Source organism: Microbispora sp. GKU 823 (assembly GCF_002027145.1).
GTDB classification, from domain to species: Bacteria; Actinomycetota; Actinomycetes; order Streptosporangiales; family Streptosporangiaceae; genus Microbispora; species Microbispora siamensis.
Genome location: NZ_MWJN01000120.1, coordinates 1 through 26976 on the forward strand (window position 1 = coordinate 1; position 26976 = coordinate 26976).

At 71.8% G+C, this 26976-nt stretch carries 22 protein-coding genes and 3 pseudogenes; 18 read left to right on the forward strand and 7 right to left on the reverse strand.

Going from position 1 to position 26976, the window contains the following annotated elements; translation table 11 throughout:
• Positions 1-194: hypothetical protein (locus tag B1L11_RS46100; protein ID WP_218671558.1), on the reverse strand; the 194-nt coding region annotated here is incomplete at its 3' end.
• Between the two features lie 156 nt (positions 195-350).
• Between B1L11_RS46100 and B1L11_RS38390 the strand changes: the two genes are divergently transcribed.
• The 7 genes and pseudogenes from B1L11_RS38390 to B1L11_RS38410 all read left to right on the forward strand — a co-directional run bounded on the left by B1L11_RS38390 (position 351) and on the right by B1L11_RS38410 (position 5721).
• On the forward strand, positions 351-1034 hold the full coding sequence (locus B1L11_RS38390) for a response regulator transcription factor (RefSeq protein ID WP_079320157.1): 684 nt from the start codon (positions 351-353) through the stop codon (positions 1032-1034).
• 69 nt (positions 1035-1103) lie between these two features.
• Positions 1104-1817, forward strand: a pseudogene (locus B1L11_RS53010) (HAMP domain-containing protein); the annotation flags it as partial.
• Between the two features lie 218 nt (positions 1818-2035).
• Positions 2036-2386 (forward strand): sensor histidine kinase KdpD, encoded by a 351-nt coding sequence (locus B1L11_RS53015; protein ID WP_256863251.1) that lies wholly within the window; start codon positions 2036-2038, stop codon positions 2384-2386.
• 207 nt (positions 2387-2593) lie between these two features.
• Positions 2594-3205 (forward strand): annotated as a pseudogene (locus B1L11_RS53020) (BTAD domain-containing putative transcriptional regulator); the annotation flags it as partial.
• 182 nt (positions 3206-3387) lie between these two features.
• A pseudogene (locus B1L11_RS53025) lies at positions 3388-3657 on the forward strand (hypothetical protein); the annotation flags it as partial.
• Between the two features lie 617 nt (positions 3658-4274).
• Positions 4275-5279, forward strand: coding sequence for a hypothetical protein (locus tag B1L11_RS47480; RefSeq protein ID WP_179155519.1), 1005 nt, complete (start codon positions 4275-4277; stop codon positions 5277-5279).
• Positions 5280-5346: 67 nt separating this feature from the next.
• Positions 5347-5721, forward strand: a complete 375-nt coding sequence (locus B1L11_RS38410; protein ID WP_079320160.1) for a hypothetical protein — start codon at positions 5347-5349, stop codon at positions 5719-5721.
• Here B1L11_RS38410 and B1L11_RS38415 read toward each other — a convergent pair whose 3' ends face one another.
• Positions 5722-6579, reverse strand: coding sequence for an SDR family oxidoreductase (locus tag B1L11_RS38415; RefSeq protein WP_079320161.1), 858 nt, complete (start codon positions 6577-6579; stop codon positions 5722-5724).
• A 76-nt stretch (positions 6580-6655) separates the two neighbouring features.
• On the opposite strand from B1L11_RS38415, the gene B1L11_RS38420 reads away from it, so the two are divergent.
• The 6 genes from B1L11_RS38420 to B1L11_RS38445 all read left to right on the forward strand — a co-directional run bounded on the left by B1L11_RS38420 (position 6656) and on the right by B1L11_RS38445 (position 16648).
• Positions 6656-7027 carry a helix-turn-helix domain-containing protein gene (locus B1L11_RS38420; protein ID WP_079320162.1) on the forward strand — a complete coding sequence of 124 codons (372 nt, stop codon included), beginning with the start codon at positions 6656-6658 and terminating at the stop codon, positions 7025-7027.
• A gap of 56 nt (positions 7028-7083) precedes the next feature.
• On the forward strand, positions 7084-7830 hold the full coding sequence (locus B1L11_RS38425) for an MBL fold metallo-hydrolase (RefSeq protein WP_079320163.1): 747 nt from the start codon (positions 7084-7086) through the stop codon (positions 7828-7830).
• 314 nt (positions 7831-8144) lie between these two features.
• Positions 8145-10316 carry a glycogen debranching protein GlgX gene (gene glgX, locus B1L11_RS38430; RefSeq protein ID WP_079320164.1) on the forward strand — a complete coding sequence of 724 codons (2172 nt, stop codon included), beginning with the start codon at positions 8145-8147 and terminating at the stop codon, positions 10314-10316.
• A 184-nt stretch (positions 10317-10500) separates the two neighbouring features.
• Positions 10501-12711 carry a malto-oligosyltrehalose synthase gene (treY, locus tag B1L11_RS38435; protein ID WP_143737856.1) on the forward strand — a complete coding sequence of 737 codons (2211 nt, stop codon included), beginning with the start codon at positions 10501-10503 and terminating at the stop codon, positions 12709-12711.
• A gap of 28 nt (positions 12712-12739) precedes the next feature.
• Complete coding sequence (treZ, locus tag B1L11_RS38440; protein WP_143737857.1) at positions 12740-14437, forward strand: malto-oligosyltrehalose trehalohydrolase; 1698 nt, start codon at positions 12740-12742, stop codon at positions 14435-14437.
• A gap of 108 nt (positions 14438-14545) precedes the next feature.
• The gene (locus tag B1L11_RS38445) at positions 14546-16648 is read left to right on the forward strand and encodes a DUF262 domain-containing protein (RefSeq protein WP_079320174.1); all 2103 of its coding nucleotides are present in this window, start codon (positions 14546-14548) and stop codon (positions 16646-16648) included.
• On the opposite strand, the gene B1L11_RS38450 is transcribed toward B1L11_RS38445, so the two are convergent.
• The 3 genes from B1L11_RS38450 to B1L11_RS38460 form a co-directional block, all read right to left on the reverse strand.
• Entirely contained in the window at positions 16640-17476 is an 837-nt protein-coding gene (locus B1L11_RS38450) for an abortive infection family protein (protein WP_179155521.1), read from the reverse strand. The genes B1L11_RS38445 and B1L11_RS38450 overlap by 9 nt on opposite strands.
• A 141-nt stretch (positions 17477-17617) precedes the next feature.
• Complete coding sequence (locus B1L11_RS38455) at positions 17618-19216, reverse strand: GMC family oxidoreductase (RefSeq protein WP_079320168.1); 1599 nt, start codon at positions 19214-19216, stop codon at positions 17618-17620.
• 39 nt (positions 19217-19255) lie between these two features.
• Complete coding sequence (locus B1L11_RS38460; RefSeq protein ID WP_079320169.1) at positions 19256-19735, reverse strand: NYN domain-containing protein; 480 nt, start codon at positions 19733-19735, stop codon at positions 19256-19258.
• A 146-nt stretch (positions 19736-19881) separates the two neighbouring features.
• Here B1L11_RS38460 and B1L11_RS38465 point away from each other — a divergent pair, with 146 nt between their 5' ends.
• Together B1L11_RS38465 and B1L11_RS38470 are read left to right on the forward strand one after the other, a co-directional pair.
• Positions 19882-21876, forward strand: a complete 1995-nt coding sequence (locus B1L11_RS38465) for an N-6 DNA methylase (RefSeq protein ID WP_256863249.1) — start codon at positions 19882-19884, stop codon at positions 21874-21876.
• Positions 21877-21887: 11 nt separating this feature from the next.
• The gene (locus B1L11_RS38470) at positions 21888-22244 is read left to right on the forward strand and encodes a nucleotide pyrophosphohydrolase (RefSeq protein WP_079320171.1); all 357 of its coding nucleotides are present in this window, start codon (positions 21888-21890) and stop codon (positions 22242-22244) included.
• A 374-nt stretch (positions 22245-22618) separates the two neighbouring features.
• Here B1L11_RS38470 and B1L11_RS49015 read toward each other — a convergent pair whose 3' ends face one another.
• Both B1L11_RS49015 and B1L11_RS49020 read right to left on the reverse strand, forming a co-directional pair.
• Positions 22619-23290: an MFS transporter gene (locus B1L11_RS49015; protein ID WP_218671560.1), complete on the reverse strand. Its 672-nt coding sequence runs from the start codon at positions 23288-23290 to the stop codon at positions 22619-22621.
• Complete coding sequence (locus tag B1L11_RS49020; protein ID WP_218671559.1) at positions 23202-23972, reverse strand: MFS transporter; 771 nt, start codon at positions 23970-23972, stop codon at positions 23202-23204. The genes B1L11_RS49015 and B1L11_RS49020 overlap by 89 nt, the downstream gene beginning before the upstream one ends.
• Positions 23973-24066: 94 nt before the next feature.
• Between B1L11_RS49020 and B1L11_RS38480 the strand changes: the two genes are divergently transcribed.
• The 3 genes from B1L11_RS38480 to B1L11_RS38490 all read left to right on the forward strand — a co-directional run bounded on the left by B1L11_RS38480 (position 24067) and on the right by B1L11_RS38490 (position 26717).
• Positions 24067-24624, forward strand: a complete 558-nt coding sequence (locus B1L11_RS38480; RefSeq protein WP_143737859.1) for a TetR/AcrR family transcriptional regulator — start codon at positions 24067-24069, stop codon at positions 24622-24624.
• A 110-nt stretch (positions 24625-24734) separates the two neighbouring features.
• Positions 24735-25205 carry a hypothetical protein gene (locus tag B1L11_RS38485; RefSeq protein ID WP_079320172.1) on the forward strand — a complete coding sequence of 157 codons (471 nt, stop codon included), beginning with the start codon at positions 24735-24737 and terminating at the stop codon, positions 25203-25205.
• A gap of 243 nt (positions 25206-25448) precedes the next feature.
• The gene (locus tag B1L11_RS38490) at positions 25449-26717 is read left to right on the forward strand and encodes a YibE/F family protein (protein ID WP_079320173.1); all 1269 of its coding nucleotides are present in this window, start codon (positions 25449-25451) and stop codon (positions 26715-26717) included.
• Positions 26718-26976: the final 259 nt, after the last annotated feature.

Genomic DNA, 26976 nt, shown 5'->3' on the forward strand with positions numbered 1-26976 from the left:
CCCCGCGGAGTGGGGGACGGGGGCGGCCCGGCGAGGCCGACAGGGGACGCGGGCGACGGCCACCACGGGGGGCGAGGGGCGGCCTCGTCCAGGATCGCGCTGCGCAGCACGTCTCGCACGCCGAGCCAGGACACGCCGACGGCGAGCGCGGTGGCCCCGCACCAGGCGATCAAGTAACCGGCGGCCCTTCTCATGTGGCCGCTCACTCTATCTCGCCATCCGATTGGCCGCTCGATTGTTTTCGGGCAACCTCTATGGATTTGTGCATGCCTTAAATAGCCGCAATTCCCTATGTTTCGGATCGCTCTTCCCGGGACGCCGTACCGGGTAGGCGTGTACGTTTCTGCCCCATGGCGACCGTTCTGGTGGTTGAGGACGACGAGTTCGTCCGGTCCGCGATCATCCGCGACCTGACCGGGCGCAGCCACGCGGTCCGCAGCGCGGGCCGGGCGCTCGACGCCCTGCGGGAGATCGCCCACGCCGCCCCCGACGTGGTCGTCCTCGACCTGGGACTGCCCGACCTCGACGGCGCGGAGGCGCTGAAGATGCTCCGGGCGATCTCCGACGTCCCGGTCATCGTGGCCACCGCGCGGGACGACGAGGCCGAGATCGTCCGCCTGCTGCGCGGCGGCGCGGACGACTACCTGATCAAGCCGTTCTCCGGCGACCACCTCAACGCCCGCCTGGAGGCCGTGCTGCGCCGAGCCAGGCCCGGGGCGTCGTCGTCCGTCGCGAGGGTCGGCGGCCTGGTCGTCGACGCCGACCGCAGGGAGGCCCGCCTCGACGGCGTGCCGCTCGACCTCACCCGCCGGGAGTTCGACCTGCTGGCCTACCTCGCGGCGCGTTCCGAGCGCGTGATTTCGCGCAAGGAACTGCTGGCCGAGGTGTGGCGGCAGTCGTACGGGGACGATCAGACGATCGACGTCCACCTGTCCTGGCTGCGGCGCAAGCTCGGCGAGAGCGCCTCCCGTCCCCGATATCTGCACACCGTGCGGGGTGTCGGCGTACGCCTCAGCCCCCCTGCCGAGGGCTGAGCCCCGAGGTCCTGAGCGGGAGCGGCGGTGAGACGGAGCCTGGCCCTGGTGGCGGTGGCCGTGACGGCGATGGTCGCGCTGGCCTTCCTCATCCCGCTGGCCGTGGCGGTCAAGGAGATCGCCGAGAGCCGCGCGCTCGCGGACGCCGAGCGCCAGGCCGCCACGATCGTGCCCGCCCTCGTGGTGACCGACGACGCGGCCGCGCTGGAGCGCGCACTGGCCAGCACCCCGGTGGGGACCTCACGCCTGGCCGTCCACCTCTCCGGCGGGCGTACGGTGGGCCGCTCCCGGGTCACGGCGGCCGACGTCGCGGGCGCGGCGGAAAGCGCCAGGACCGTGCCGGTAAGGAAGGGATACGTGCTGCTCAGGCCGGTCGCGCTGGGCGGCGGGCGGCGGGCCGTCATCGAGGTGTACGCGCCCGAGGCGGACGCGAGGAAGGGCGTGTCCACCTCCTGGGCCGTGCTGACCGGCGTCGCGGTCACCCTGGTGGTGGGGTCGGTGGTGGTGGCCGACCGGCTGGGGGCCCGGGTGGTCCGGGCGGCCCGCAGGCTCGGGCAGGCGGCGGCGGCCCTCGGGGCGGGCGACCTGACGGTGCGCATCGTCCCGGACGGCCCGCCCGAGCTGGTGGCCGCCGGGCGCGCGTTCAACGCGATGGCCGACCAGGTGGCGGGACTGCTCGCGGCCGAGCGCGAGCTCGCCGCCGACCTGTCGCACCGGCTGCGCACCCCGCTGACCGCGCTGCGGCTCAACCTCGGCGGCACCGGCCCCGAGGCCGAGCAGCGCAGGCTCGCCATCGACCGGCTGGAACAGGCCGTGGACGAGATCATCGAGGCCGCCCGGCGGCCGTCCCGGGCCGTGCCGGCGGGCTGCGACGCCGCGCTCGTGCTGCGGGAACGGCTCGCCTTCTGGTCGGCGCTCGCCGAGGACCAGGCGCGGCCGTGGCAGCTCGGTCGGCGCGACAGCCCAGCCCGGTGCCGGTCGCCGCGGCCGATCTCGGCGCGGTGGTCGACGCGCTGCTGGGCAACGTCTTCCGCCACACGCCGCAGGGGACGGCCTTCCGCGTCACCCTGCACCGGGGGAGCGGCATGGTGGGCATCCTCGTCGCGGACGCGGGCCCGGGAATTCCCGATCCGGAGAAGGCGCTGCGGCGGGGCAACAGCGGGGCAGGCTCCACCGGGCTCGGCCTCGACATCGCCCGGCGCCTGGCCGAGTCGACCGGCGGCGGGGTGCGGATCGAGCCCTCGGCGCTCGGGGGGACCGGCGTCAACCTGTGGCTGCACACCGACGGCCGGGCCGCCGACCCGCGTCGCCGTCTGCTTCGGCGCACCCGCGCCCGCGGCTCCCGTCACTGACCGTTTGTCGTGGATCGTCCGCCGATCGTCCGAAAACTCCTCCTGCGGCGGGATACATTCGGGGGACCGCAACCGGAGGGGATCGCGTTGGAGTTCCGCGTGCTCGGCCCGGTCGTCGTGCTCGACGACGGAGGGACGCCGCTCGACATCGGGCCCTCCCAGCAGCGGGCGGTGCTGGCCCTGTGCGTGCTGGCCGCGCCGCGTCCGGTGAGCACGGCCAGGATCGTGGACGCCCTCTGGGAGCAGGAGCCGCCGCCGGGGGCGGTCAACACCGTGCAGGCGTACGTGTCGAAGCTGCGGCGCGTGCTCGAACCCGGCCGGGTCCGCAGGGCGAAGCCGTCGGTGCTGGTGAGCAGGCCGGGCGGCTACGCGGTCGAGCTCCCGCCCGAGAGCTTCGACCTCGGCCGCGCCGGCGCCGCCGTCGCGGCGGGCAGGCGGTTGCTGGAGGCGGGCGACCACGCGGGAGCCGCCGGGCAGCTCCGCCTGGCTCTGAAGGAGTGGCGGGGCGAGCCGCTGTCGGGGTTCGAGAACGAGCCCTGGGCGCGCGACGAGATCGCCCACCTGGCGGAGCTCAGGCTCTCGATCGTCGAGGACGCGGCCCAGGCCGAGCTCGCGCTCGGGTTCGGGCGGGCGCTGGTGCCCGAGCTGACGAGGCTCGTGGCGGCGCATCCCCTGCGCGAGCGGCTGCGCAGGCTCGGCGCGCACGCCCTCTACCAGGCCGGCCGCCAGGCGGACGCGCTCGCCCTGCTCACCGAGGGCCGCCGGCTGCTCGTCGGCGAACTCGGCCTGGACCCCGATCCGCGCTCCCGTGAGCTGGAGCGGCGGATCCTGGAGCAGGACCCCGCGCTGACGCCCCCGCCCGCGACCTCCCATGGCCTCGCTTCCGCCGCCGGGGCGGACACGGTGGACGCCGGACAGCGGGAGAGCGCGCTCGTCGGGCGGGCGCCGAATCACGGGTCCTGCGCCGCGCCGTCACCGCGGGCGGCCCGCGGATCGTGCTCGTGGCGGGCGAGCCGGGCATCGGCAAGACCAGCCTGGCGGAGGACGGCGCGGCGCGCGCGCCGGTCGCGGTCTTCGGCCGCTGCTGGGACGGCACGGGCGCGCCGCCGTTCTGGCCCTGGGCCCAGGCCGTACGGCAGCTCACCGGACGGCACGGCGAACTGGCCGAGATGCTCGGCGCGACCGGGGAGTTCGCGCTGTACGAGGCGTTCGCCCGGCTCGTCGCCGAGCACGCCGCGGCGCACGGCAGGGTGCTCGTCGTCCTCGACGACCTCCAGTGGGCCGACGCCTCGTCCCTGCGCCTGCTGGAGTTCCTCGCCACCACGCGGGCGTGCCCGGAGCTGACCGTGATCGCGACGTACCGCGACACGGAGGTGGGCGGGCCGCTGGCCCGCACGCTCGCCACGCTCGTACGGCTCCCGCAGGTCGAGCGGCTCACGCTGGGCGGCCTCGGCGAGGACGCCATCGCCGAGTACCTGCGGCGGGCGGGCGCGGACGCGACGCGCGCGGCCGAGGTGGCCAGGCGGACCGGCGGCAACCCCTTCTTCCTGGGCGAACTGGTCCACCTGGACGGCGGCGAGGTGCCGGGCGCGGTCGCGGACGTGCTGCGCGGCAGGATGGCGGCGATGCCGCCGGGCGCGCCGGGCGTCCTGTCGGCGGCGGCGCTGCTGGGCCGCGACGCCCCGCTGGACGTGCTGCTCGACGTGGTGCACGACGTGATGGACGTGCCGCGCGACGAGGTGCTCGAGGTGCTCGACGCGGCCGTCCGGGCGCGCCTGCTCACCGAGCACGACATGGTCTACCGGTTCGCTCACGACATCGTCCGCGACGTGCTGCGCGACGGCCTCGCCCCGCTGCGCAGGCGCGCCTGCACGCCGGCATCGCGGCCGTGCTCGAGCGGCGCGGCACGCATCTGGCCGAGCTGGCGCACCACTACCGCGAGGGCCTGGTCATCTCCGGCATGGCGGCCAAGGCGATCGAGTACGCCCGGCAGGCGGCCGCCCACGCCATGGCCCAGTTCGCCTACGAGGACGCGGTCGAGCACCTGGGGCACGCCGTCGCCCTCACCGGCCAGCTTCCGGTGACCGCCGCGAGGCAGAGCCGGGAGCTGCGGTGCGACCTGCTGCTCGGCCTCGCCGAGGCGCAGTCGGCGGCCGGGATGAGCACGCAGGTCCACGCCACGCTGGAGGAGGCGGCCGAGATCGCCGACGCGCTCGGGGACGACGACCGGCTGGCCCGCGCCGCGCTCGGGTTCTCCGACCCGCTGTCGTGGGCGATGTACGAGGAGTGGGCCGCGGGCGGCGCGCTGACCGGGCGGATCGAGCGGGCGCTGCGGAGCCAGGGGGAGGGCTCACCCTGGCGGTCGCAGCTCCTGGCGGCCTTCGCCGTCACGGGCTGTTTCACCCGGCCGGTCGAGGAGAGCTGCGCGCTCGCGGCCGAGGCCGTACGGGAGGCCCGCCTGCGCGGGGACGACGGGTCGCTGCTGCGGGCGCTCAGCGCGTACGAGATCCTCTCGCGGGGAGTCGCCGGGCACGCCGAGCGGCAGGCGGCCATCGACGAGATGACCGAGGTGGCCCGCCGGACCGGCGACCTGGTGGCCGAATGGCTGGCCCGGGAGGCCGAGCACGTCGAGCTGGTCAAACAGGGCGAGCTGGAGCGGGCGGACCTGCTGCTGACGTGGCTGTCGGACACCGCGCGCAGGATCAGGCAGCCCGCCCTGCTCAGCCTCACCGCCTGGCTGTCGGCGATCCACGCCTATCTCCGCGGCGACCCCGGCCGCGCCGTGGCGGAGGCGGAGGAGTCGGCCCGGCTCCATCCGGAGGGCGCCTTCGGCCGCGACCACGCCGAGAGCCGGGCGGCGTCTTCCGCGCCTGGCGGCGCGGACGCGGGGTGACGCGGCGGCGGCGCTGACGCCGGCCGAGGAGGCGCTGGCGCGGCGGCCCGGCCAGCCCGGATGGCTGGTGCTGCGCTGCGCGGCCCTGCTCGACCTCGGCAGGAGGGACGAGGCCGCCGAGATCCTCGCAGGGCTGGCCCGCGACGGCTTCGCCGCGATGCGAGGAGATCTCGCCTACCGGTTCGTCCCCGACCTGCTGAGCGAGGCGTGCCTGGCCCTGGGCGACACGGCCGCGGCGGCGGCGCTGCACGACCTGCTCCTGCCGCATCAGGGCCGCCTGCTCGGCTGGTCGGTGACCGACCTGTGCCTGGCCCGCCTGGCGCTCGCGCGAGACGACCGCGAGGCCGCGGGCCGCCGCCTGCGCGCCGCGCTCGCTCTCGTCCGCCGTTCAGGGGCGGCCCTGTACGAGAAGCCGATCCTGGCCCTGCTCGACCGCGTGTGATCACCCGTTCTTCAGGGCCTCGGCGAGGGTGTCGCGCAGCGGTGTTGTCGGGCGGCCGATGAGGCGGGACAGGTCGCCGGGGGTTTCGCCCAGCCAGCCGTCGGCGATGCCGGCGTCGATCTGGGCGAACAGGGCCGCGACCGGTCCGGGCAGGCCGCCCGCCTCCAGCGCCTTGGCGTACTCGGCGACGGGCAGGTCCCGATACTCGACCGGCGTACCGGACAGTTCTGAGACCACGGCGGCCAGCTCGGGCATGCTCCAGGCGACGTCGCCCGTCAGCTCGTACACCGCGTTGCGGTGCCCTTCACCTGCCAGGACGGCGGCCGCGGCGGCGGCGAAGTCGGCGCGCGCCGCCGAGGCGACGCGGCCGTCGCGGGCGCTGCCGGAGATGACGCCGCTCTGCGCGCCCTGCCGGGCCGCCGCGACGTAGTTCTCGTGATACCAGCCGTTGCGCAGGAAGGCGAAGGGCAGCCCGCTCGCGCGGATGTACTCCTCGGTCGCCTTGTGGTCGGGCGCGAGGCCCAGCGGGGTGGTGTCGGCGCGCGGGATGCTCGTGTAGGCGAGCAGTTCGGCGCCGGCCGCCCGGGCGGCGTCCACCACGGCCTTGTGCTGGCCGACCCGCCGGCCGGGGTCGGTGCCGGACACGAGCAGGACCCTGGTGGCGCCTTCCAACGCCGCTTCCAGGGTGGCGGGGCGGTCGTAGTCCGCCTCGCGCACCTGGATGCCCCGCTCGGCCAGGTCGGCCGCCTTCTCCGGGCTGCGCACCGCCGCGACGATCCGCGAGGCGGGGACGCGCGCGGCGAGATCCTCGACGACCAGCCGGCCGAGGTGCCCGGTGGCTCCGGTCACGACAATCATGGTTTCTCCTCCACAGTGCTTTCTAGTGGTTAGTGCTTTCTATCAGAAAGTACTTCGAGAGCGTAAGCTGGCCGCCATGGAGGAGTTCGAGGACCTCGTCGCCGACGTCTTCTCGCGGAAGTGCACCTCGCGCACCGTGCTGGAGACGATCACCGGCCGGTGGGCGATCCTGGCGCTGGCGGCCCTGTACGAAGGGCCCTACCGCTTCAACGCCCTGCGCCGCCGCGTGGACGGGGTGAGCGAGAAGATGCTGTCCCAGACCCTCCAGGCGCTGGAACGCGACGGCATGGTGCTGCGGGAGGCCGAGCACACGATCCCGCCGCGGGTCGAATACAGCCTCACCCCGCTCGGCCGTGAGGCCGCCGAGCGCCTGCTTCCCCTCATCGCCTGGACGGAGGAGCGCATGCCCGAGGTCGTCGCCGCCCGGGAGCGCCACGCGGGACGCTGAACCCCGGCAAGCCCGCGCCAAGTTCGGAACAAGACCGCCCGCCGAGCCTGTGCGGCATGGAGACACAGCTGACAGGTCCCTGGCGGATCGCGCCCGACGTGGTGCTCGTCCCGGTGATCGAACCCGCGGCGGCGGGATACGCGCACGTCAACTCGATGGTCATCACCGGGCGCGAGCCGGTGATCGTGGACACCGGCGCGGCCGAGCACCGCGAGCGCTGGACCGAGGACGTCTTCTCCGTCGTGGAGCCGCGCGACGTGCGCTGGATCTTCCTGAGCCACGACGACCCCGACCACGCGGGCAACCTGGAGGTCGCCCTGGAGATGTGCCCGGACGCGACGCTGGTCACCGGCTCGCCCCCGCGTCCCGGGCGCGGCTTCGCGCCGCCGCCGGGCCGTACGCGCCGGATCGTCGACGACGAGTCGTTCGACGCGGGCGACCGGCGGCTGACCGCGGTGCGGCCCCCGCTCTACGACGCGCCCGCGACCCGAGGGCTGTACGACGACCGCAGCGGCGTCTACTGGGCGGCCGACTGCTTCGGGGCCGGGACGCCGGTCGCGACCGCGGACGCGGGGGACCTCCCGCTGGAGGACTACCTGGAGGCCGTGCGCGCCTTCGGCGCCGGGCTCAGCCCCTGGCACCGCTGGCTCGACCCGCGGATCTTCGGCCGCCACGTCGACCGGCTCGCGGCCATGGAGATCATCGCGATCGCCTCGGCCCACGGGCCCACCGCGACCGGGGACCGCGTCGCCCGGGTGATCGGCGCCGTACGCGGCCTCGCCGGCAGGCCCGATCCCGGGTGAGTCACCGCCGGACGACTGCGGTCCGTGACGGACGGGACGGACGCCCCACGTCCGTACGAGACGAGTCGGTCCAGGTCACCGGTGCTTTGCTCGTTGATGGGCGGTTCAACCCGTTGCCATACACGCAGTTAACGTGGCGGGACTGTCGAAGCCTTTTCTGGGCAGGCACGATGTCTTGTGAACGACATCCAGCACCACGATCTCGCAGGCGGGCTTCCCGGCAGGGGCCGGGCCGCGAGCGAGCGCGACCATAGAGCCGGTGGGCTCCGGGACCTTCCCGGCGTGACCGCCGAGCCGGAGGGCGAGGAGGTCCAGTGAGGGAGATCTGGCCGGGGGATTCCTATCCGCTCGGGGCGACGTACGACGGCGCGGGCACCAACTTCGCGCTCTTCTCCGAGGTGGCCGAGCGCGTCGAGCTGTGCCTGTTCGACGACGACGGCAACGAGGAGCGCGTCACGCTGAGCGAGGTGGACGGCTTCGTCTGGCACTGCTACCTGCCCGGGGTGGGTCCGGGCCAGCGGTACGGCTACCGCGTCCACGGGCCCTACTCGCCCGCCGACGGCCTGCGCTGCAACCCCAACAAGCTGCTGATCGACCCGTACGCCAAGGCGGTGGAGGGCTCGGTCAACTGGGACCAGGCGGTGTACGGCTACCGCTTCGGCGAGCCGGACAGCCGGGACGACAGCGACTCGGCGCCGTACGTGCCGAGGTCGATCGTCGTCAACCCCTTCTTCGGCTGGGGACACGACCGGCCGCCGGCCACGCCGTACCACGACACGGTGATCTACGAGGCGCACGTGCGCGGCCTCACGATCAGCCACCCGAAGATCCCCGAGCGGATCCGGGGCACGTACGCCGCGCTGGGCCACCCCGAGATCATCGACCACCTCACCTCGCTCGGCGTCACCGCGATCGAGCTCATGCCGGTCCACCAGTTCGTGACCGACCACATGCTGGAGAAGCGGGGGCTGTCCAACTACTGGGGCTACAACACGATCGGCTTCTTCGCGCCGCACAACGCGTACTCCAGCTCCGGGCAGCGCGGCGGGCAGGTGCTGGAGTTCAAGGCGATGGTGAAGGCCCTGCACGAGGCGGGCATCGAGGTGATCCTCGACGTCGTCTACAACCACACGGCGGAGGGCAACCACCTGGGCCCGACCCTGTCGATGCGCGGCATCGACAACGCCAACTACTACCGGCTGGTCGAGGACGACCGGCGCTACTACATGGACACCACCGGCACCGGCAACAGCCTGCTGATGCGCAGCCCGCACGCGCTGCAGCTGATCATGGACTCGCTGCGCTACTGGGTGCGCGACATGCACGTGGACGGCTTCCGCTTCGACCTCGCGGCCTCCCTGGCCCGTGAGCTGCACGAGGTCGACCGGCTGAGCGCGTTCTTCGACCTCGTCCAGCAGGACCCGGTGCTGTCGCAGGTCAAGCTCATCGCCGAGCCGTGGGACGTCGGACCCGGCGGCTACCAGGTCGGCAACTTCCCGGCCCGCTGGACCGAGTGGAACGGCCGCTACCGCGACACGATCCGCGACCTGTGGCGGGGCGAGCCCGCCGCGCTGCCGGAGTTCGCCAGCCGCCTCACCGGGTCGAGCGACCTCTACCAGGACGACAGCCGCCGCCCGGCCGCGTCGATCAACTTCGTCACCTGCCACGACGGCTTCACGCTTCAGGACCTGGTGTCGTACAACGACAAGCACAACGAGGCCAACGGCGAGGACAACCGCGACGGCGCGGACGACAACCGCTCCTGGAACTGCGGGGTGGAGGGCCCGGCCACCGGCCCGGTCGCCCAGCTCCGCGAGCGCCAGAAGCGCAACTTCCTGGCCACGCTGTTCCTGTCGCAGGGCGTGCCGATGCTGTCGCACGGCGACGAGATCGGCCGCACCCAGCAGGGCAACAACAACTCCTACTGCCAGGACAACGAGATCAGCTGGGTCGACTGGGGCACGATCCTCGAGGCCGGCGCCCGAAGCTCCACCACCGGGGACGACGCGGGAACCAGGGAGAAGCGCCAGCTCCTCGACTTCACCCGGCGCCTGGCCCGGCTGCGCCGCGACCACCCGGTCTTCCGCCGCCGCCGATTCTTCTACGGCCGGCCCGTACGCGGATCGCACGACGAGCTGAGCGACATCGCCTGGCTCACGCCGTCCGGCGCCGAGATGGCCGACGCCGACTGGACGAACGGCTACGCCAAGGCGCTGGCGGTGTTCCTGAACGGCGACGCCATCACCGAGCCCGACCGGCGCGGCCGGCGGATCCGCGACGACTCGTTCCTGCTGTTGTTCAACGCCCACCACGAGGTCATCAAGTTCACGATCCCCGACGACTACGGCGAGCTGTGGGCGACCGAGCTGGACACGGCGATGCCGGTGCTGAGCGAGTCGCGGGTGTGCCGGGCCGGCGAGGCCGTGCCCGTCAGCGGCCGATCGGTGCGGGTGCTGCGCCGGGTCGGGCCCGTGCTGGGCTCCTGACCAGCACCGATGCCCGAATAGAGTGCGATGCGGCGTTAGTCCGCGTCGCGCCGGGCAAGAGGGGTTCCCGTCCGTCGCTTCTCCCGTCCGTCGCTTCTCCTGGCCGTCGCGGTGCTGGCCGGGGCGCGCTCGTGACGTGCACTATGAACACGACCTCCGGAAACGCGCTGCGAAAGGCGGTTCGGTGACTTCTACCTATCGGGTGCAGCTGACGCCTGACTTCGGATTCGCCCAGGCCGCGAGCCTCGTCGGATACCTCCGTGACCTGGGGGCAGGCCACCTCTACCTGTCGCCGATCCTCCAGGCCTGCCGGGAGTCCCAGCACGGGTACGACGTGACCGACCACGGCCGCGTACGCGAGGAGTTCGGCGGCGAGGAGGGCCTGCGGGCGCTGGCGGCCGAGGGCATGCCGCTGGTCTCCGACATCGTGCCCAACCACATGACCGTGCCGGTGCCGGAGTCGGACAACGCCCAGCTGTGGGCGGCGCTGCGGGACGGTCCGGGGTCGCCGGCCTCCCGGTGGTTCGACTTCCAGTGGCCGGTCACCCTGCCGCTGCTCGGCGACGACGCCGACGAGGCGCTGCGTGTGGACGACGGCGTGGACGGTCAGGTGCTGCGCTACCACGACCACGCGTTCCCGATCAGGCCGGGCACCGAGCACCTGCCGCTGCCGGAGCTGCTGGAGGCCCAGCACTACCGGCTGGCCCACTGGCGCGAGAGCCCCGGCTACCGGCGGTTCTTCGACGTCTCGTCGCTGATGGGCCTGCGCGTGGAGGACCCCGAGGTCTTCGAGGCCACCCACGCCGTCACCTTCCGCCTCATCGACGAGGGGGTGATCCACGGGCTGCGCGTGGACCACCCGGACGGCCTGGCCGACCCCCGCGGCTACCTGCGGTGGCTGCGCCCGCACGTGCCCGGCCCGCTGTGGGTGGAGAAGATCCTCATCGACGGCGAACGGCTGCCCGCCGACTGGCCGTGCGACGGCACCACGGGATACGACGCGCTCAACATGGTCACCCGGCTGTTCGTCGACCCGGCCGGCCGTGACGCGCTGATCGAGACGTTCGGCCGCCACACCGGCGTACGCGACGACTACGAGACCGTGCGCCACGACTCCAAGAAGTACGTCATCGACCTGTTCTTCCGGGGGGAGGTCGACCGGCTGACCGACGATCTCGGCGACCCGGAGCTGCGCGACGCCGTCGTGGAACTGCTGGTCGCGATGCCCGTCTACCGGGCGTACGTGAACCCGGGCGAGCAGCCGTCCGCCGAATCCGAGGCGATCATCCAGGAGGCGGCCGGGCTGGCGGCCACCAGGACCGACCCCGATGCGGTGGCCAAGGCCGCCAACCTCGTCCTGTACGGCCCGCCCGAGGCGGTCACCCGCTTCCAGCAGACCTGCGGGCCGGTCATGGCCAAGGGAGTGGAGGACACCGCGCTCTACCGGTGGTATCCGCTGGCCTGCCTCAACGAGGTGGGCGGGGAGCCCGACAGGTTCGGGGTGTCGCCCGCCGAGTTCCACGAGTTCTGCGCCGGGCTGCCGCCGCGGACGATGACCACGCTGTCCACCCACGACACCAAGCGGTCGGAGGACGTGCGCGCCCGTCTCGCGGTGCTGTCGGAGATGCCCGAGGAGTGGACGATGGCCGTCGACTCCTGGACGGCGGCCGTGTCGTTCGACCCCAAGCTCGACTACCTCGCCTGGCAGTCGCTGATGGCGGCCTGGCCGATCGGCCTCGACCGCTTCACCGACTACCTGCTCAAGGCCGCGCGCGAAGCCAAGACGTCGATCTCCTGGCTGAACCCCGACCCGGCGTACGAGGAGGGGATCAGGGACTTCGCCCGGCGGGCCATCGACGCCTGCGGCTACTCGGTCGCCTCGTTCACCGAGGTCGTGGACCGGTACGCGCGGGTCAACTCGCTGGGGCAGAAGGCCGTCCAGCTCCTCATGCCGGGCATCCCGGACGTCTACCAGGGCAATGAGATCACCGACTTCTCGCTGGTCGACCCGGACAACCGGCGGCCGGTGGACTTCGAGCGGCGCCGCCGGCTGCTGGCCGAGCCCGACGACAGCTGGGACGGCCAGAAGATCCGTGTCACCGCCGCCGCGCTCCGCCTGCGGCGGCGGCTCGACCCCGAGGCGCCGTACGCGCCGGTCGAGGCGGGGGAGCACGCGATCGCGTTCACGCGGGGCGTTCCCGGGCAGGGGACGGCGGCGGTCGTGGTCGCGACCCGGCTACCGGTCGGGTTGGAGCGCAGGGGCGGCTGGGGGAGTGAGACGATCACGCTGCCGCCGGGGCGCTGGCGCGACCTGCTCACCGGCGCCGAGCACGCGGGTGAGGTGCGGATGGCCGACCTGCTGTCCGCGTACCCGGTCGCGATTCTCGAAGGCTGACGGCTTCGTCCGATAGGGGGAGATGCGCATGTTCGAGGTGTGGGCGCCCGAGGCGGTGCGGGTCCAGGTCGAGTACGGCGGCGCCCGGCACATGATGTCCCGGGGGGAGGGCGGCTGGTGGACCGCCCCCGGCGACGAGCACGACCTCGACTACGCCTTCTTCGTGGACGGCGATGGGCCGTTCCCCGACCCCCGGACGCGGCGGCAGCCGTACGGGGTGAACGGCCCGAGCCGGGTCTACCACCACGACAGGTTCACCTGGAGAGACCAGGACTGGCTCGGCCGCGACCTGCGCGGTGGGGTGATCTACGAGCTGCACGTCGGCACGTTCTCGCCCGAGGGCACCTTCCGGGGAGTGGCCGACCGGCTGGAGCACCTGGTGGAGCTCGGCGTCGACTTCGTCGAGATCATGCCGGTGCCGCCCGTGCCGGGAAAGCGCAACTGGGGCTACGACGGCGTGGACCTCTACGCGGTCTTCGAGGAGTACGGCGGGCCGGACGGGCTCAAGAGCCTGGTGGACGCCTGCCACCGGGCCGGTCTCGGCGTGATCCTCGACGTCGTCTACAACCACCTCGGGCCTTCGGGCAACTACCTCGCCAAGTTCGGGCCCTACTTCCACGACGCGAAGGGGTCCTACTGGGGCGACGCGGTCAACCTGGACGGGCCCGGCTCGGACGAGGTGCGGCGCTACTTCATCGAGAACGCCCTGCAGTGGCTGCGTGACTACCACATCGACGGGCTGCGCCTCGACGCCGTGCACGCCCTGCACGACAAGCGCGCCGTCCACTTCCTCGAGGAGCTGTCGGCCGAGGTCGACGCGCTGTCCGCCGCGGTCGGCCGCCCGCTGACGCTCATCGCCGAGTCGGACCTCAACGACCCCCGCATGGTCACCCCGCGCGAGGCCGGCGGCCTCGGCATGCACGCGAGCTGGAACGACGACGTCCACCACGCCATCCACGCGAACGTCACCGGGGAGACCAACGCCTACTACGGCGACTTCGCCACCCTGTCGTCCCTGGCCAAGGTGCTGACGTCCGGCTACTTCCACGACGGCACCTATTCGACGTTCCGGGGGCGCTCGCACGGCAGGCCGGCGATTGGGATTCCCGGGCACCGGTTCGTCTGCTGCGCGCAGAACCACGACCAGATCGGCAACCGGCCCGAGGGCGACCGCATGCGGCCCGAGCAGCTCCGCCTCGCCTCCGGGCTGCTGCTGACCTCGCCGTTCACCCCGATGCTGTTCATGGGCGAGGAGTGGGGCGCGACCACCCCGTTCTACTTCTTCACCGACCACTTCGAGCCGCACCTGGCGGAGGGCGAGGGCGAACGGCGCAGGAAGGAGTTCGAGGGCTTCGGCTACGACTGGAAGGCCCCCGAGCCGGGCGAGGAGACGACCTTCCTGCGCTCCAAGCTCGACTGGGAGGAGCTGGCCAAGGACGAGCACGCCTCGCTGCTGGGCTGGTATCGCGACCTGCTCGCGCTCCGCAAGTCTCATCCCGATCTCACCGATCCCCGTCTCGACCGGGTGCGGGTCGAGGTGGACGAGGAGCGGCGCGTCCTGGTGATCGAACGCGGCTCGCTGCGGATCGCCGCCAACTTCGCCGAAGGCCCGGTCCCCGTACGGCTGGCCGCGTCGCGGATCCTGCTCGCCTCCGACGAGTCCGCCCGCCTGACCGACGACGTTCTCGACCTGCCGGGCCGCTCCCTGGCCGTCACGGAGGTCTGATTTTCTTGGAGTCCCAGGCGATCGGTCCGGAGACAGTCACGGCAGAGTAAGGAGTTCGCCAATTAGAGTCATGATCACCGTGTTTTGTCGTCTCGAAGGCAGGTGATCATGGCCGTGGTGCTCTATCGGAACGCCACTTATTCCGTCAGCTTTCTCGTTCAGGCCATCGATCACGGGGATATCGCGCTGCCCGACATCCAGCGGCCCTTCGTCTGGCAGGCGACGAAGGTCCGCTCGCTGTTCGACTCCATGTACAAGGGGTTCCCGGTGGGGTTCCTGCTTTTCTGGGAGACCGACGCCGATCCGGGCGCCCGGCAGATCGGCTCGGCCCGGAAGGTGCCCCGTTATCTCATTGTCGACGGCCAGCAGCGGCTCACCTCGCTCTACGCCGTCATGGAGGGGAAGGAGGTCCTGCGGGAGGACTATACGAAGACCCGCATCCGGATCGCCTTCCGCCCCTCCGACGAGACGTTCGCCGTCACCGACGCGGCGATCGAGAAGGACCCCGAGTTCGTCCCGGACATCAGCGTGATGTGGACGACCCCCAACATCCGACAGACGGTCCGGGAGTTCCTCCACCGGCTTGAGTCGCGCCGCGAGATCGACGTCGAGGAGCGCGACCGCATCGAGGACCGCCTTCACCGGGTGCATGAACTGAGCAACTACGTGTTCAACGTGACGGAGCTCGCCCGGTCGGTCGACGAGGAGCGGGTGGCCGAGATCTTCGTCCGCATCAACAGCGAGGGCGTCACGCTCAACCAGGCCGACTTCATTCTGACCCTGATGAGCGTGTTCTGGGAGAAGGGCCGCCGGGAGTTGGAGGACTTCAGCCGGCTGAGCAAGAAACCGGAGCTCGATACGGCATCCCCCTTCAACTGGTACATCCAGCCCCAGCCGCCGCAGCTTCTCCGCGTCACCGTCGCGCTCGCGTTCCGGCGGGCGGTGCTCAAGAACGTCTACACCCTGCTGCGCGGGCGTGATCTGGCATCGGGAGACCTTTCACCGGAAGGCAGACAGGCCCAGTTCGCCCGGCTGGAAGAGGCGCAGAAGCACGTTCTGAACCTCACGCACTGGCAGGAATTCCTTCTCTGCCTGGAACGCGCCGGTTTCCGGGGCAGCAAGATGATCACTAGCGACAACGCCATCCTCTTCAGCTACGCGATGTGGCTCTTCGGTAGGGTGCATTACCAGGTGCCGATCCGCCGTCTCCGTGAGCTCATCGCGCGGTGGTTCTTCATGGCGCACATGACGAGCCGTTACTCGGGATCCTTCGAGACGCAGGCGGAACGCGACTTCGCCCTCCTCGACGCCGTGACCCCCGGCGACGCCGAGGGCTTCTGTGCGGTGGTCGACAAGACGATCAACGACACGTTGACGAACGACTTCTGGACCATCAGGCTCCCCAACGACCTGGCCACCTCCGCGTCGAAGTCGCCGGCGCTCATGGCCTACATCGCGGCCCTCAACATCCACGACGCCCCCGCACTACTGTCGCGGATCGGCGTCCGTACGCGGCTCGACCCGGCGATCACGGCGAAGAAGGGCCTCGAACGTCACCACCTGTTCCCGCGCAAGCATCTGCGTCAGAACCTCAAGGTGGCCGACACCGGCAAGATCAATCAGATCGCCAACATGGCCCTCGTGGAGTGGCACACAAACATCGCCATCTCCGACAAGGCGCCGTCCGCGTACTGGCCGGAGGAGGTCGCCGAGGCGGGTCTGTCCGCCACCGAACTGTCCCGGCAGTCCTATCTGCACGCCCTCCCCGACGGCTGGACGGAGATGGACTACCCGGCGTTCCTCGCCGAGAGGCGCCGGTTGATGGCGCAGGTTACGCGGGACGCGTTCGCATTACTCGCCAATTCCTCGTACCAGCCCGAATATCCGGCGCCCGGCGACCCGGGACCCGCCCTCAAACGCACGGAGGTCTTCGGCGCGACCCTCTCGCACCTGATCGATGAGGGACTCCTCGAGGTCGGGGCCCGGCTCGTGAACCTCAAGCGGGGAACGGAAACGACAGCCATCGTCACGTCAGAGGGCAGAATCGAGCTTGACGGTGAGATCTTCGACAGTCCGTCGGGTGCCGCCGGTGCTGCGACCGGCGGCGGGAAGCTGAACGGCTGGGAGTTCTGGCACGCCGAGACGGAGAGCGGCCTGACGCTTCTCGCCGATCTTCGTGAGGAGTTCGTTCGCCGGATGACCTCAAACTGAGTTCGCCGCCGGCTCACTCAGGGCGTCCAGCATATAGGCGGACCAGGCGATGGCGGCGCGGACGGCGAGACGGCTCTCCTTCGCGGAGACGCCCGTGACCGCGGACGTGGGGCCATGGCCGTCCCCCAATTTGTTGCGGAGGGTCCCCACCTTGAGGGCGACGTCACGCAGCCCGGCCAGCATCTCGCGGACCACCGGAGAGCCTGTGGCATCGGCCTGGTCGGGGTGCACGCCGAGCGCGGTCATCGCGTCGTTCACCAGGGTCGGCACATTCGGGCTTCCGTGGACGGGCCGTCCCCGCTGCAGAAGGACGGCCTTGGCGGTCGCCTCGATGAGGTTCTTGGCCTTGCCGATGGCAAGGCTCGGATCCTCGTCGAGCGACCGCTCCAGGCGGGCGAGCTCCACCCGGATGGCCGAGGCGTCGACGAGGACGCTCGACGCCGCAAGGCCCAGGGCACGGATGGCTGCGATGGGGTCGCCGGTGGGATCGAGCGGAAATCCGTCGAGGGCCAGGCAGTGGCGGAGACGGACGAGCCGACCTCGGTCCGCCGACGGCTGTGCCTCGTAGATCTCCGCGAACCGGGCCGCCGCCTGTAAGACGGCGCTCACCACCCCGACATCGGTGAGATCGAGAAGCCGAAGGGTGTGCGACACGTGGCTGGAGGTGCTGGGGACGATCACCGCGTCCTCGTGTCGCGTCACGGGCCTGCGCTTCAGCGTTATGCCCACCGCCGCGAGGACCCGTTCGGCGTCCGCGATCGACCCTGTGATGTCGGCGATCGCGCCGATGGAATCACTGCTGAGCAACGCGCGCTTGGTCTCCGTCACGATGAGTATCCTTCCGTATCTCCTGTCGCCCGGTCTCACGGTTGTGATCAGTGAGTGCATAAGCGAGGACATCCGCCAAGAGCCGGGAACGGCCGGCCGAGGATGCCCCAGTCCGCACCGAGTTGGTGCGGCGTTGAGCGGTCAGGCCCTGCCGAGGATGAGGTCCGCGGCGTGCCAGGCCATCGCCATGATGGGGCCGTTCAGGTTGCCCGAGATCATGGTGGGCAGCACCGAGCAGTCGACGATCCGCAGGTTGTCGAGGCCCCGCACGCGCAGTCGGGAGTCCACCACGTCGTCGTCTCCCGGGCCCATGGCGCAGGTGCCCATGGCGTGGTAGCCGCAGTAGCCGCCGCCCAGCGCCGCGTCGATGATCTCCTCGTCGGAGCCGACCTGGGGCCCGGGGAACGTCTCGGACGCCAGCCGTCCGGCGATCGGCTCCTGGGCGAAGTACTCCCGCATCCGGCGGAACAGGGCGACGCCGACGCGCCGGTCGTGTTCCGAGCCGAAGTAGTTGGGCTCGATGCGCAGCGGCGCGCCGGGGTCGGCGGAGGTGATGGCCACGCTGCCCTCCGCGGTCGGGCGGAGGATCTCGGCGACGACCGAGACCCCGGGCTGCCGCTCGACCGTGACCGTCTCACCCGCCCGGTAGGTGGCCACCGACCACGGCCCCATCAGCAGTTGGGCGTCCGGCCGGTCCAGCTCGGGCCGGGTCTTGAGGAAGGCGATCACGTCGTAGGCCGGCGCGGCCAGCGGTCCCTTGTGGTTGAGCAGGTAGCGCAGCGCGGTGACGCCCTGCCGCAGCGGCGTGGACAGCATGCGGTTGTAGCCGAGGTCGTCCTTCAGCCGGAACTTCAGCGCGAGGCATCGGTGCTCGCGCATTCGGGCGCCGACCATCGGCCGGTCCAGCCTGACCTCCACCCCGGCCGCCCGCAGCACCTCCGCCGGGCCGATGCCGGACGACTGCAGCAGCTTCGGCGTGCCCAGGCTGCCCAGGGACAGGACGACCTCCCGGGCGGCGCGATACTCGACCACGGCGCCGCCGGCGTCCCGGGCGGTGACCCCGACGACCTTGTCGCCGTCGAACAGCAGCCCGGTGACCGTCGTCCCGGTCACGACGGTGAGGTTGCTCCGGTCGCGTACGGGGTGCAGGAAGGCCCGGGCCGCGCTGAACCGCCGCCCGTCCTTGATGGTCGCCATCGCGTGGCCGACGCGTTCGTCGTCGGACTCGTTGACGTCCGGCATCGGGGTCAGGCCGAGCGACGCACCGGAGGCGATCATCTCGTCGCACAGGGGATCGGGGTCGCGCGGAGGGGACACGTGCAGCGGCCCGCCCGCTCCGCGGGTCGCCGTGGCGCCGAGGGCGTTGTCCTCCATCGCCCGGAAGATCGGCAGGATCGTGTCCCAGCCCCAGCCGGGGTTGCCGAGCCGTACGAGCTCGTCGTAGTCGGCGCGGTGGCCGCGGTTGTACACCATGCCGTTGATGGAGCTCGACCCGCCGAGAACCCGGCCGCGCGGCCATATCTCGGCCTGCCCGTCGGGACCGAACGGCTGCGTCCGGTAGTGCCAGACCTTCCGCGGATCGTCGAAGAGCTTCCCGAACCCCTTGGGCACCTGGTAAAGCGGGTGGCGGTCGGCGCCGCCCGCCTCGACGAGCAGCACGCGGACGGACGGATCCTCCGACAGCCGGTTGGCCAGGACGCATCCGGCCGACCCGGCCCCGATCACCAAATAGTCGATCATTCCCTCATCTTGCCCACGCCGCTCCGGCGAGGGTAGGCCTCACGCGGCCCGGGCGACGGGCAGCTCGAAGGTGACGGTGTCGGGGACCGCGGTGTAGAGCCGCCAGCTCAGGTGGTCGCGCTGGGAGACGACGGTGACGTGCAGGCCGCGGCCCGCCAGCCAGAGGGCCAGGTCGGCGAAGTAGCCGTCCCCCGACCCGATGACCGCCCGCTCGAACCGCAGGTCCACCCGGGCCGTACGGGCCGCCTCGTCAAGGGCCTGGTCGGCGCCGTCGGGTCCCGAGCGGGCCAGCAACTGCACCCCGCGCAGCGCGATCCCCACGGAGACGAGCGCGTTGTGGTTGACCGCCACGATGAACTGGTCCAGCGGCCCGACCGGCACCGTGTGCTGGTAGGCGCTCATCACCCGCCGTACGTCGTGGGTGGTCGGGAGGGGGGACCCGGTCAGGTTCTCGATGTCCAGGAGATGGATCGCGCGCCCGCGACGCAGTGACCTGAGGCGTGTGATGGGAGTGCTCACGATCCTTGCTCCCTTCCATGTCAACTCCTGGCGTCCATTAGAGCATGTGTTGACACAATCAACCAGTACTTGGCGCGACGTTGCCCATGTCCGAGGCATCGGATATGGTCCGGTCTGATCGGAGAACTGGCGGGAGGCGGAGCGGCGTGCGGCGAGACGTACACGTCACCGCGGCGGACATCGCCCGTCTGGCCGGCGTGGGACGTGCGGCGGTCAGCAACTGGCGGCGCAGGCACGACGACTTCCCCGAGCCCGTGGGAGGCACGTCCACCAGCCCGGCGTTCTCACTCGCGGAGATCCGGGAGTGGCTGCGCGGCCACGCCGAGGGCAGGGACCTCCCTCCGGACGAGTGGCTCTGGCAGGACCTGCGCACCACCGTCGACGACGACGACCTCGCCGACCTGATCGCCGACCTCGGGGCCTTCCTGGTGTACGTGCGGCACGAGGCGGACGACTGGGACAGGCTCTCGGCCGGGACCGACGAGGAGGTGGCGCGGGAGCTTCCGGCCCGGGTGCGCGCGGCGTGCGCGGAGACCGTCAGCGCGGAGGCGTTCCCCGAGACCGTTCCGGCGACCCGCGTGCCGCTGGTCCGCTCGATCGCCCGGCTGGCCGCGGAACGAGGCGTCCGCGACACCTTCGAGTTCCTGCGCGAGCGGTACTTCGAGGTGCACACCCGGCGCGTCTACTCCACCCCCGCCGAGATCGTCACGCTCACGCTCGACCTCGTGGGCGACGGGTTCGGCTCCGTCCTCGACCCGGCCTGCGGCTCGGGCCGCATCCTCGGCCGCGCGCTGGAGCGCTCGCCCGGGGCCCGGCTGCTCGGCCAGGACGTCGATCCGGTGGCCGCCCGGCTCACCGCCGTACGGCTCGCGCTGCGCTGCGACAACGCGCGGATCAGGCCGGGAGACTCCCTGCGCGCGGACGCCTTCCCCGGCGAACTGGTGGACGCGGTGGTGTGCAACCCGCCGTTCAACGACCGCAACTGGGGATACGAGGAGCTGACGGCCGACCCCCGGTGGGAGTACGGCCTGCCGCCACGGGTGGAGCCGGAGCTGGCCTGGGTGCAGCACGCGCTCGCCCACCTGGCGCCGGGAGGCGTGGCCGTGCTCCTCATGCCCCCGGCCGTCGCCAGCCGGAGGTCGGGCCGGCGGATCAGGTCCCAGCTGCTGCGGCGCGGCGCGTTGCGCGCGGTCATCACGCTTCCGCAGGGCGCCGTGCCCAACGTGGCGGTCGGCCTGACGCTGTGGATCCTGTGCCAGCCCGCCGAAGGCGGCACGCCCAGCCATGTGCTGATGGTCGACACCTCCGGCAGGCCGGACGACTACGCCGGGGTGGCCGTCGAGGCGTGGCGGGAGTTCGGCGCGGGGCGCGAGCTGGACGAGCCGGGTGTGAGCAGGTCGGTGCCGCTCGTCGACCTGCTCGACGAGGACGTGGACCTCACTCCCGCCCGCTACCTGTCCACGGCCGCCGACGACCTGTCACCGGAGCGGATCGCCGGAGCCCGTTCCCGGCTCGCCGAGGTGTTGCGGACCGTCTCCGGGCTGCTGCCGTCCGCCGTGGCGGCGCCGCCGGACGAGCTCGCCCTGGTCCCGCTGCCCGAGCTGGTGCGGCGCGGCATGCTCGTCCTGGAGCAGCAGACGCCGGCCCGGCCGGGGGAGGAACCCCCTCGGGGGGCGCCGGTGCTCACCGTCGAGGACGTGCTCGAAGACCGGCCCGCGTCGGGATCCTCTGAGCAGGCCGGGGCGAGGCCGATCGTCACGCGGCCCGGCGACGTCGTGGTGCCGCAGGTCGTGGCCGCCCCGGTCGCGCGGGTGCTGACGAAGGGCGATGCCCTGCTCGGCCCCTACCTGTCCCTGCTGCGGCCGGATCCCGAGGTGCTCGACCCCGACTTCCTCGCCGGGTTCCTCTGCGCGTCGGTCAACGTCCGCCACTACACCTCCATGTCCTCGCGTTATCGGGTGGACGTACGTCGTGCGGAGCTGCCGCTGCTGCCGTTGGAGGAGCAACGCAGGTACGGCGAGGCGTTCCGGCGCCTGGCCGAGTTCCGGTCGGCCCTGCGCGAGGCGGCCGCGCTCGGCGAGGACCTGGCCGGTCTGGTGGCCGAGGGCCTCACCCACGGCGCGGTACGGCCGCACGAGTAGGGTCGGGTGCCGTGAGCGGTGAACTGGAACATCTGGCCGCCCGGCTGCGCGAGTTCGTACGCGTGCGGGACTGGGAGAGGTTCCACACGCCCAAGAATCTCGCCATGGCCCTCGCTGGCGAGGTGGGGGAGCTGGTCGCGGAGTTCCAGTGGCTGACGGCCGAGGAGTCGGGCGAACTCGACGAGGAGGCGATGCGCAGAGTTCGCGCCGAGCTCGGGGACGTGACGTTGTATCTGGTCAGGCTGGCCGACGCGCTGGGCGTCGACCTCGCCGAGGCCGCGAACGCCAAGCTGGACGACAACGAGCGCCGGTACGACCCCGAGACCTATCGCGGTTCCGCCAGGAAGGCGCCCCCGCTGACCCCGTGACGCCCCCGGCGTCGCCCGGTCAGAGCCAGGCGAGGAGCTGGAACCAGACGGACCTGCCGTACGGGGTGAGGGCCCAGCCCCAGTGGTGGGAAAGGCCCGGACGATCGCGAGTCCCCGGCCGTGCAGGTCGAGCGCGCCGGCCTGACGTAGCCGGGGGAGCGCGGGGCAGGGGTCGTGGACGTCCACGATGAGCAGGTCCTTGTCCCGGCTGACCGTGACGCGGACCACGTTCGCCACCGAGCTTCGGGAAGCAACGGCGGAGACTGCGTCGAGGTCGCGGAGGTCGATGGAGGACCCGAGCACATCGTCCGGGATCACCCTGAGATTCCCCCTGACACACACCGATGAGTCCGGCGACCCAGGAGGTGAGATGGTCAGGCCGCGGCCCTGGCGCGGGGAAGCCACTGGACGAGAGCGGCGATGGCCAGGGTGATGACGATGAGATAGACGAGTCCGTGCTGGAACGCCACGGTGACGCCGCCGGACAGGGCGCTGTAGAAGACGATGCCGATGATGCCGACGCCGAGGGCGCCGCCGACCTGCTGGGCGGTGGTGAGGGCGCCCGCGGCGCCGCCGGCGTGGTGCGGGGCGACCCTCGACAGGACGGTGCCCATGATGGGCGCCAGCACCAGCCCCATGCCGGCCCCGTCGACGGCCAGCACGGGCACCAGCCAGCCGATCGGCGCGTTTCCGGCGACCGCGGCCAGAAGGACGGTCAGGCTGATCGCCCTGGTCAGGCCGCCGAACGCGATGATCTGACGGCCGAAGCGCCCGGCCAGGCGCGGCGCCAGCAGCGACGCCGCGAGGTAGCCCGCGCCGATCGGCGTGAAGACCAGGCCGGCGTGCAGCGCGTCCAGGCCCCGGCCCTCCTGGGAGTACATCGCGAAGATCAAGAAGTACGCCGCCATGCCCATCGAAAACGCGAGGTTGGTGAGCAGCCCCGCCGTGACGGCGCGCTCACGGAACAGGGCGAGGTCGATCAGCGGCGAGTCGTGCCGCCGCCGGGCGTAGGCCAGCAGCAGCGCGACGGCCAGGGCGAACGACACCCAGGTCCACGCCGGCCACCCCTGCTCGCGGCCCTCGATCAGCGGCAGCAGCGTGGCCGCCAGCGCGAGCGTGACCAGGGCGGCCCCCGCCGAGATCGAGCCGTACGGCACCGGCCGCGCGGCTCTCCGGAACCGTCCGCCAGGTCACCGCGAGAGCGGCGGCGCCGATCGGGACGTTGATCAGGAAGCAGGCCCGCCAGCCGAGCCCGAACAGGTCGGCCTGGATGAGCAGGCCTCCCACCAACTGGCCGAACACCGCCGCAAGCCCCATGGTCAGCGCGTACGCGTTGACGGCTCTGGCCTGGGCGGCGCCGCTGTAGGCGGTGCGGATGACGGCGAGCACCTGCGGGGCGAGGACGGCGGCCGCGGCTCCCTGGACGACGCGGGCGGCCACCAGCGAACCCACGTCGGGGGCCAGCCCGCAGGCGACCGACGCCAGCGTGAACAGGGCGAGGCCGAGGGCGAACATCCGGCGCCGGCCGAACACGTCGCCGAGGCGTCCGCCCAGGACGAGTCCGGAGCCGTACGCCAGGGCGTATCCGGCGACCACCCATTCGACGGCGGCCGGTCCGGCGTGCAGATCCCGCTGCGTGGTGGGGATCGCCACGTTGACGATGAAGAAGTCGAGGATCGCGACGAAGACACCGGTCAGCACGGTGGGGAGAGTCCCCGCGCGGGTCATTGGCACTCCCGAAATAGATAGAACGATCGGTATACGACGCGGCCAATTAGATAGACTGGTTGATCTACTGTCAAGCCCGTGCCACAATCGTCGTGTGACGACGAGACCCGGCCCCCGCGAGCGGCTGCTCGACGCCGCCAGGGAGCTCACCTACAGCCAGGGCGTGCAGGTGGGCGTCGACGCGATCCTCAAGCAGGCCGATGTCGCGAGGCGCTCGCTCTACCAGCACTTCGGTGGCAAGGACGGCCTCGTGGCCGAGGTGCTGCGCAGCGACGGCGGCCTGGACCGCTACCGCCAGGTCATGAACGAGGCCGGGGACGATCCGCGCAAGCGGGTGCTGGCCGTGTTCGACGAGCTCGACGTGATCACCTCACGGCCGGCGTTCCGCGGGTGCCGGTACACGGCGGCCGAGCTCGCGCTCACCGACCCCGCGCATCCGGCGCACGCCGAGGTGCGGGCCTTCAAGGAGGGACTGCACCGGCTGATGGCGGCGGAACTGACCCGCCACGGGCACCCCGATCCTGATGCGGGCGCCGACCAACTCCTCGTGCTCATCGACGGCGTGCTGGCCCACGCCGTCACCCGGCCCGGCGCCCGTCCCGCCCTGGCCGCGCGGGCCCTGGCGGAGGCCGTACTCGCAGCGCCGAAGTGATTCGCCTTGCCCAAATTTGACTGTTTCGGTCATCTCCTGGTTGATGATCCGCAAGGATGATCGCCAGGACGCCGCCCGGACGGTGGGCGGCGGTTGGGAAAGGACAACGTATGCGCAGGTCCGCGAGTACGGTCGTCGTCGCAGCGGCGCTGGCCGTCGGAGGGCTCGTCGCCAACCCGGCATACGCGATCTCCGCCGGCTACACCCCCGAGGGGGTGTGCGGCGCCGGCTTCGGCAAGGTCAAGCACGACGGCAGCCGGGCGGTGAAGACCGCTTCGGGGCAGGTCTTCGGGCGCGTCTACCTGCTCTACAACCGCTCGACGGGGCAGAACTGCGTCGTCACCATCAAGTCGGCGTACGTCGGCACGCCCACCAGGACCTCCGCCCAGCTCATGGTGCGGCAGCCGAACGGGAGGACGGTCGAGAAGATCGACCACCTGAAGAAGTACAAGTACTACGCCGGCCCGGTGAAGCTGAACGCCAAGGGCAAGTGCGTGAAGTACTACGGCACGATCGCCGACACGCGCGTCGACGGGGAGATCGCGAGCGGTGGCCGCCTGTCGTGGGGCAACTGCAAGTGACCCCGGACATCCCCACCACGGCCCGGTAGGGCCGGACGCAGGCGCCGCCCGGCCCGGCATCGGGCGGCGCCTCCGGCGGATAGCCGCCGTACGACGACACGCTCCCGGTGCGGGCAGGTCCCACCGGGAGCAGGCCCGGGCCCGCCTCTCTCGGATTCGCCGCCCCGCAGCCGGGTGAGCCTCCCCGCTGGACCCCCTAGCATCGGTGCGGCACGACCCGGATGCGAGGAGACGTACGTCCAGATGGGCGCCAATCACAGCCACGGCACGACCGCCCTGCCCGTTTCCCGCCGGACCGTGGTGGCGACGCTGGCCGTCATCGTTCCCGTCGCTCTGGCGACGGTGGCCGCCCTGATATGGCTGTGGCCGGGCGACGGCCGGCCGTCGGGTTCGTCCTCGTCCTCGCTGCGGCAGGTCGACGGGACGATCGTCGAGATCGTCCCCGAACCGTGCCCCACCGCACCGGACGAGCAGGCGGCCGGACCGCCCGCGGCGCCGGGCTCCGACGCCTGCGGGAACGTCCGGGTCACGATCACGAGCGGGTCCGAGAAGGGCCGGACCGTCACCACCGACCTGCCCACCGGTCCCGGTGCGCAGCGGTTCGCGGTGGGTGAGGACGTCGTGCTGGTCCACGTGCCGGACGGAGCGCTCGACGCACCCGAGTATCTGCTGTCGGACCACGACCGGTCCGCTCCGTTGTGGCTGTTCGTCGCGGCGTTCGCCCTCGCGGTGGTCGCCTTCGGGCGCTGGCGCGGACTGACCGCGCTGGTCGGGCTGGCCGTGACCTTCGTCCTGCTGCTGACCTTCGTCGTCCCCGCGATCCTCGCCGGTGAGCCGCCGACCCTGGTGGCGATCGTGGGCTCCGCCGCGATCATGCTGGCGGTCCTCTATCTCACCCACGGCTTCACGATCGCGACCTCGATGGCGGTGCTGGGCACGCTGGTCAGCCTCACCCTCACCGGCCTGCTGTCCGCGTTCGCCATCGACGTGGCGCACCTCGCGGGGGTCACCGACGACAGCTCGTTCCTGCTCGACAGCAACTACCGGATCAACGGGCAGGGCCTGCTGCTCGCGGGGATCATCATCGGTGCGCTCGGCGTCCTCGACGACGTCACCGTGACCCAGGCCGCCACCGTGGGGGAACTGGCCGTGGCCAACCCCGGCTACACCTTCGGGCGCCTCTACCGCGCCGCCGCCCGTGTCGGCCGGGCCCACATCGCCTCCGTGATCAACACGATCGTCCTCGCGTACGCCGGGGCCGCGCTGCCGTTGCTGCTGCTGTTCAGCGTCGGCGACCAGCCGCTCGGAGACGTGCTGCGCAACCCCGTCCTCGCCCAGGAGATCATCCGCAGCATCGTCGGCACGCTGGGACTGATCGCGGCCGTCCCCGTGACCACCGCGCTGGCCGCCCTGGCGGCGCCCCGGCGGCGCTCCGGCGAGGAACAGGAGGGCCACCGGCCGGCCGGTTTCGCGGCGGAAAAGGATTGGCCGGCCGAGTGGCACGTCCGATAGAACAGGCGCAGACCTACGACGACGAGAGGAGGGACGAGCCGATGTGTGCCAAGAACGTCGTGCCGGTTCCTTCCCGGGGTACGGCCGGACGCTGAACCCTGGGCGTGAGCGGGCACACCTCACCTGAGGAAGTGCAGTGAACCCCACCGATGTGATCATGCGCCCCATCGCGGGGCGCGAGGAGCCTCGACCTTTTCCGCCGCCTGCCCTACCTGCTGAACGACGAGCTGGACGACGACCTCGCCTCGCGCGCGCGCGG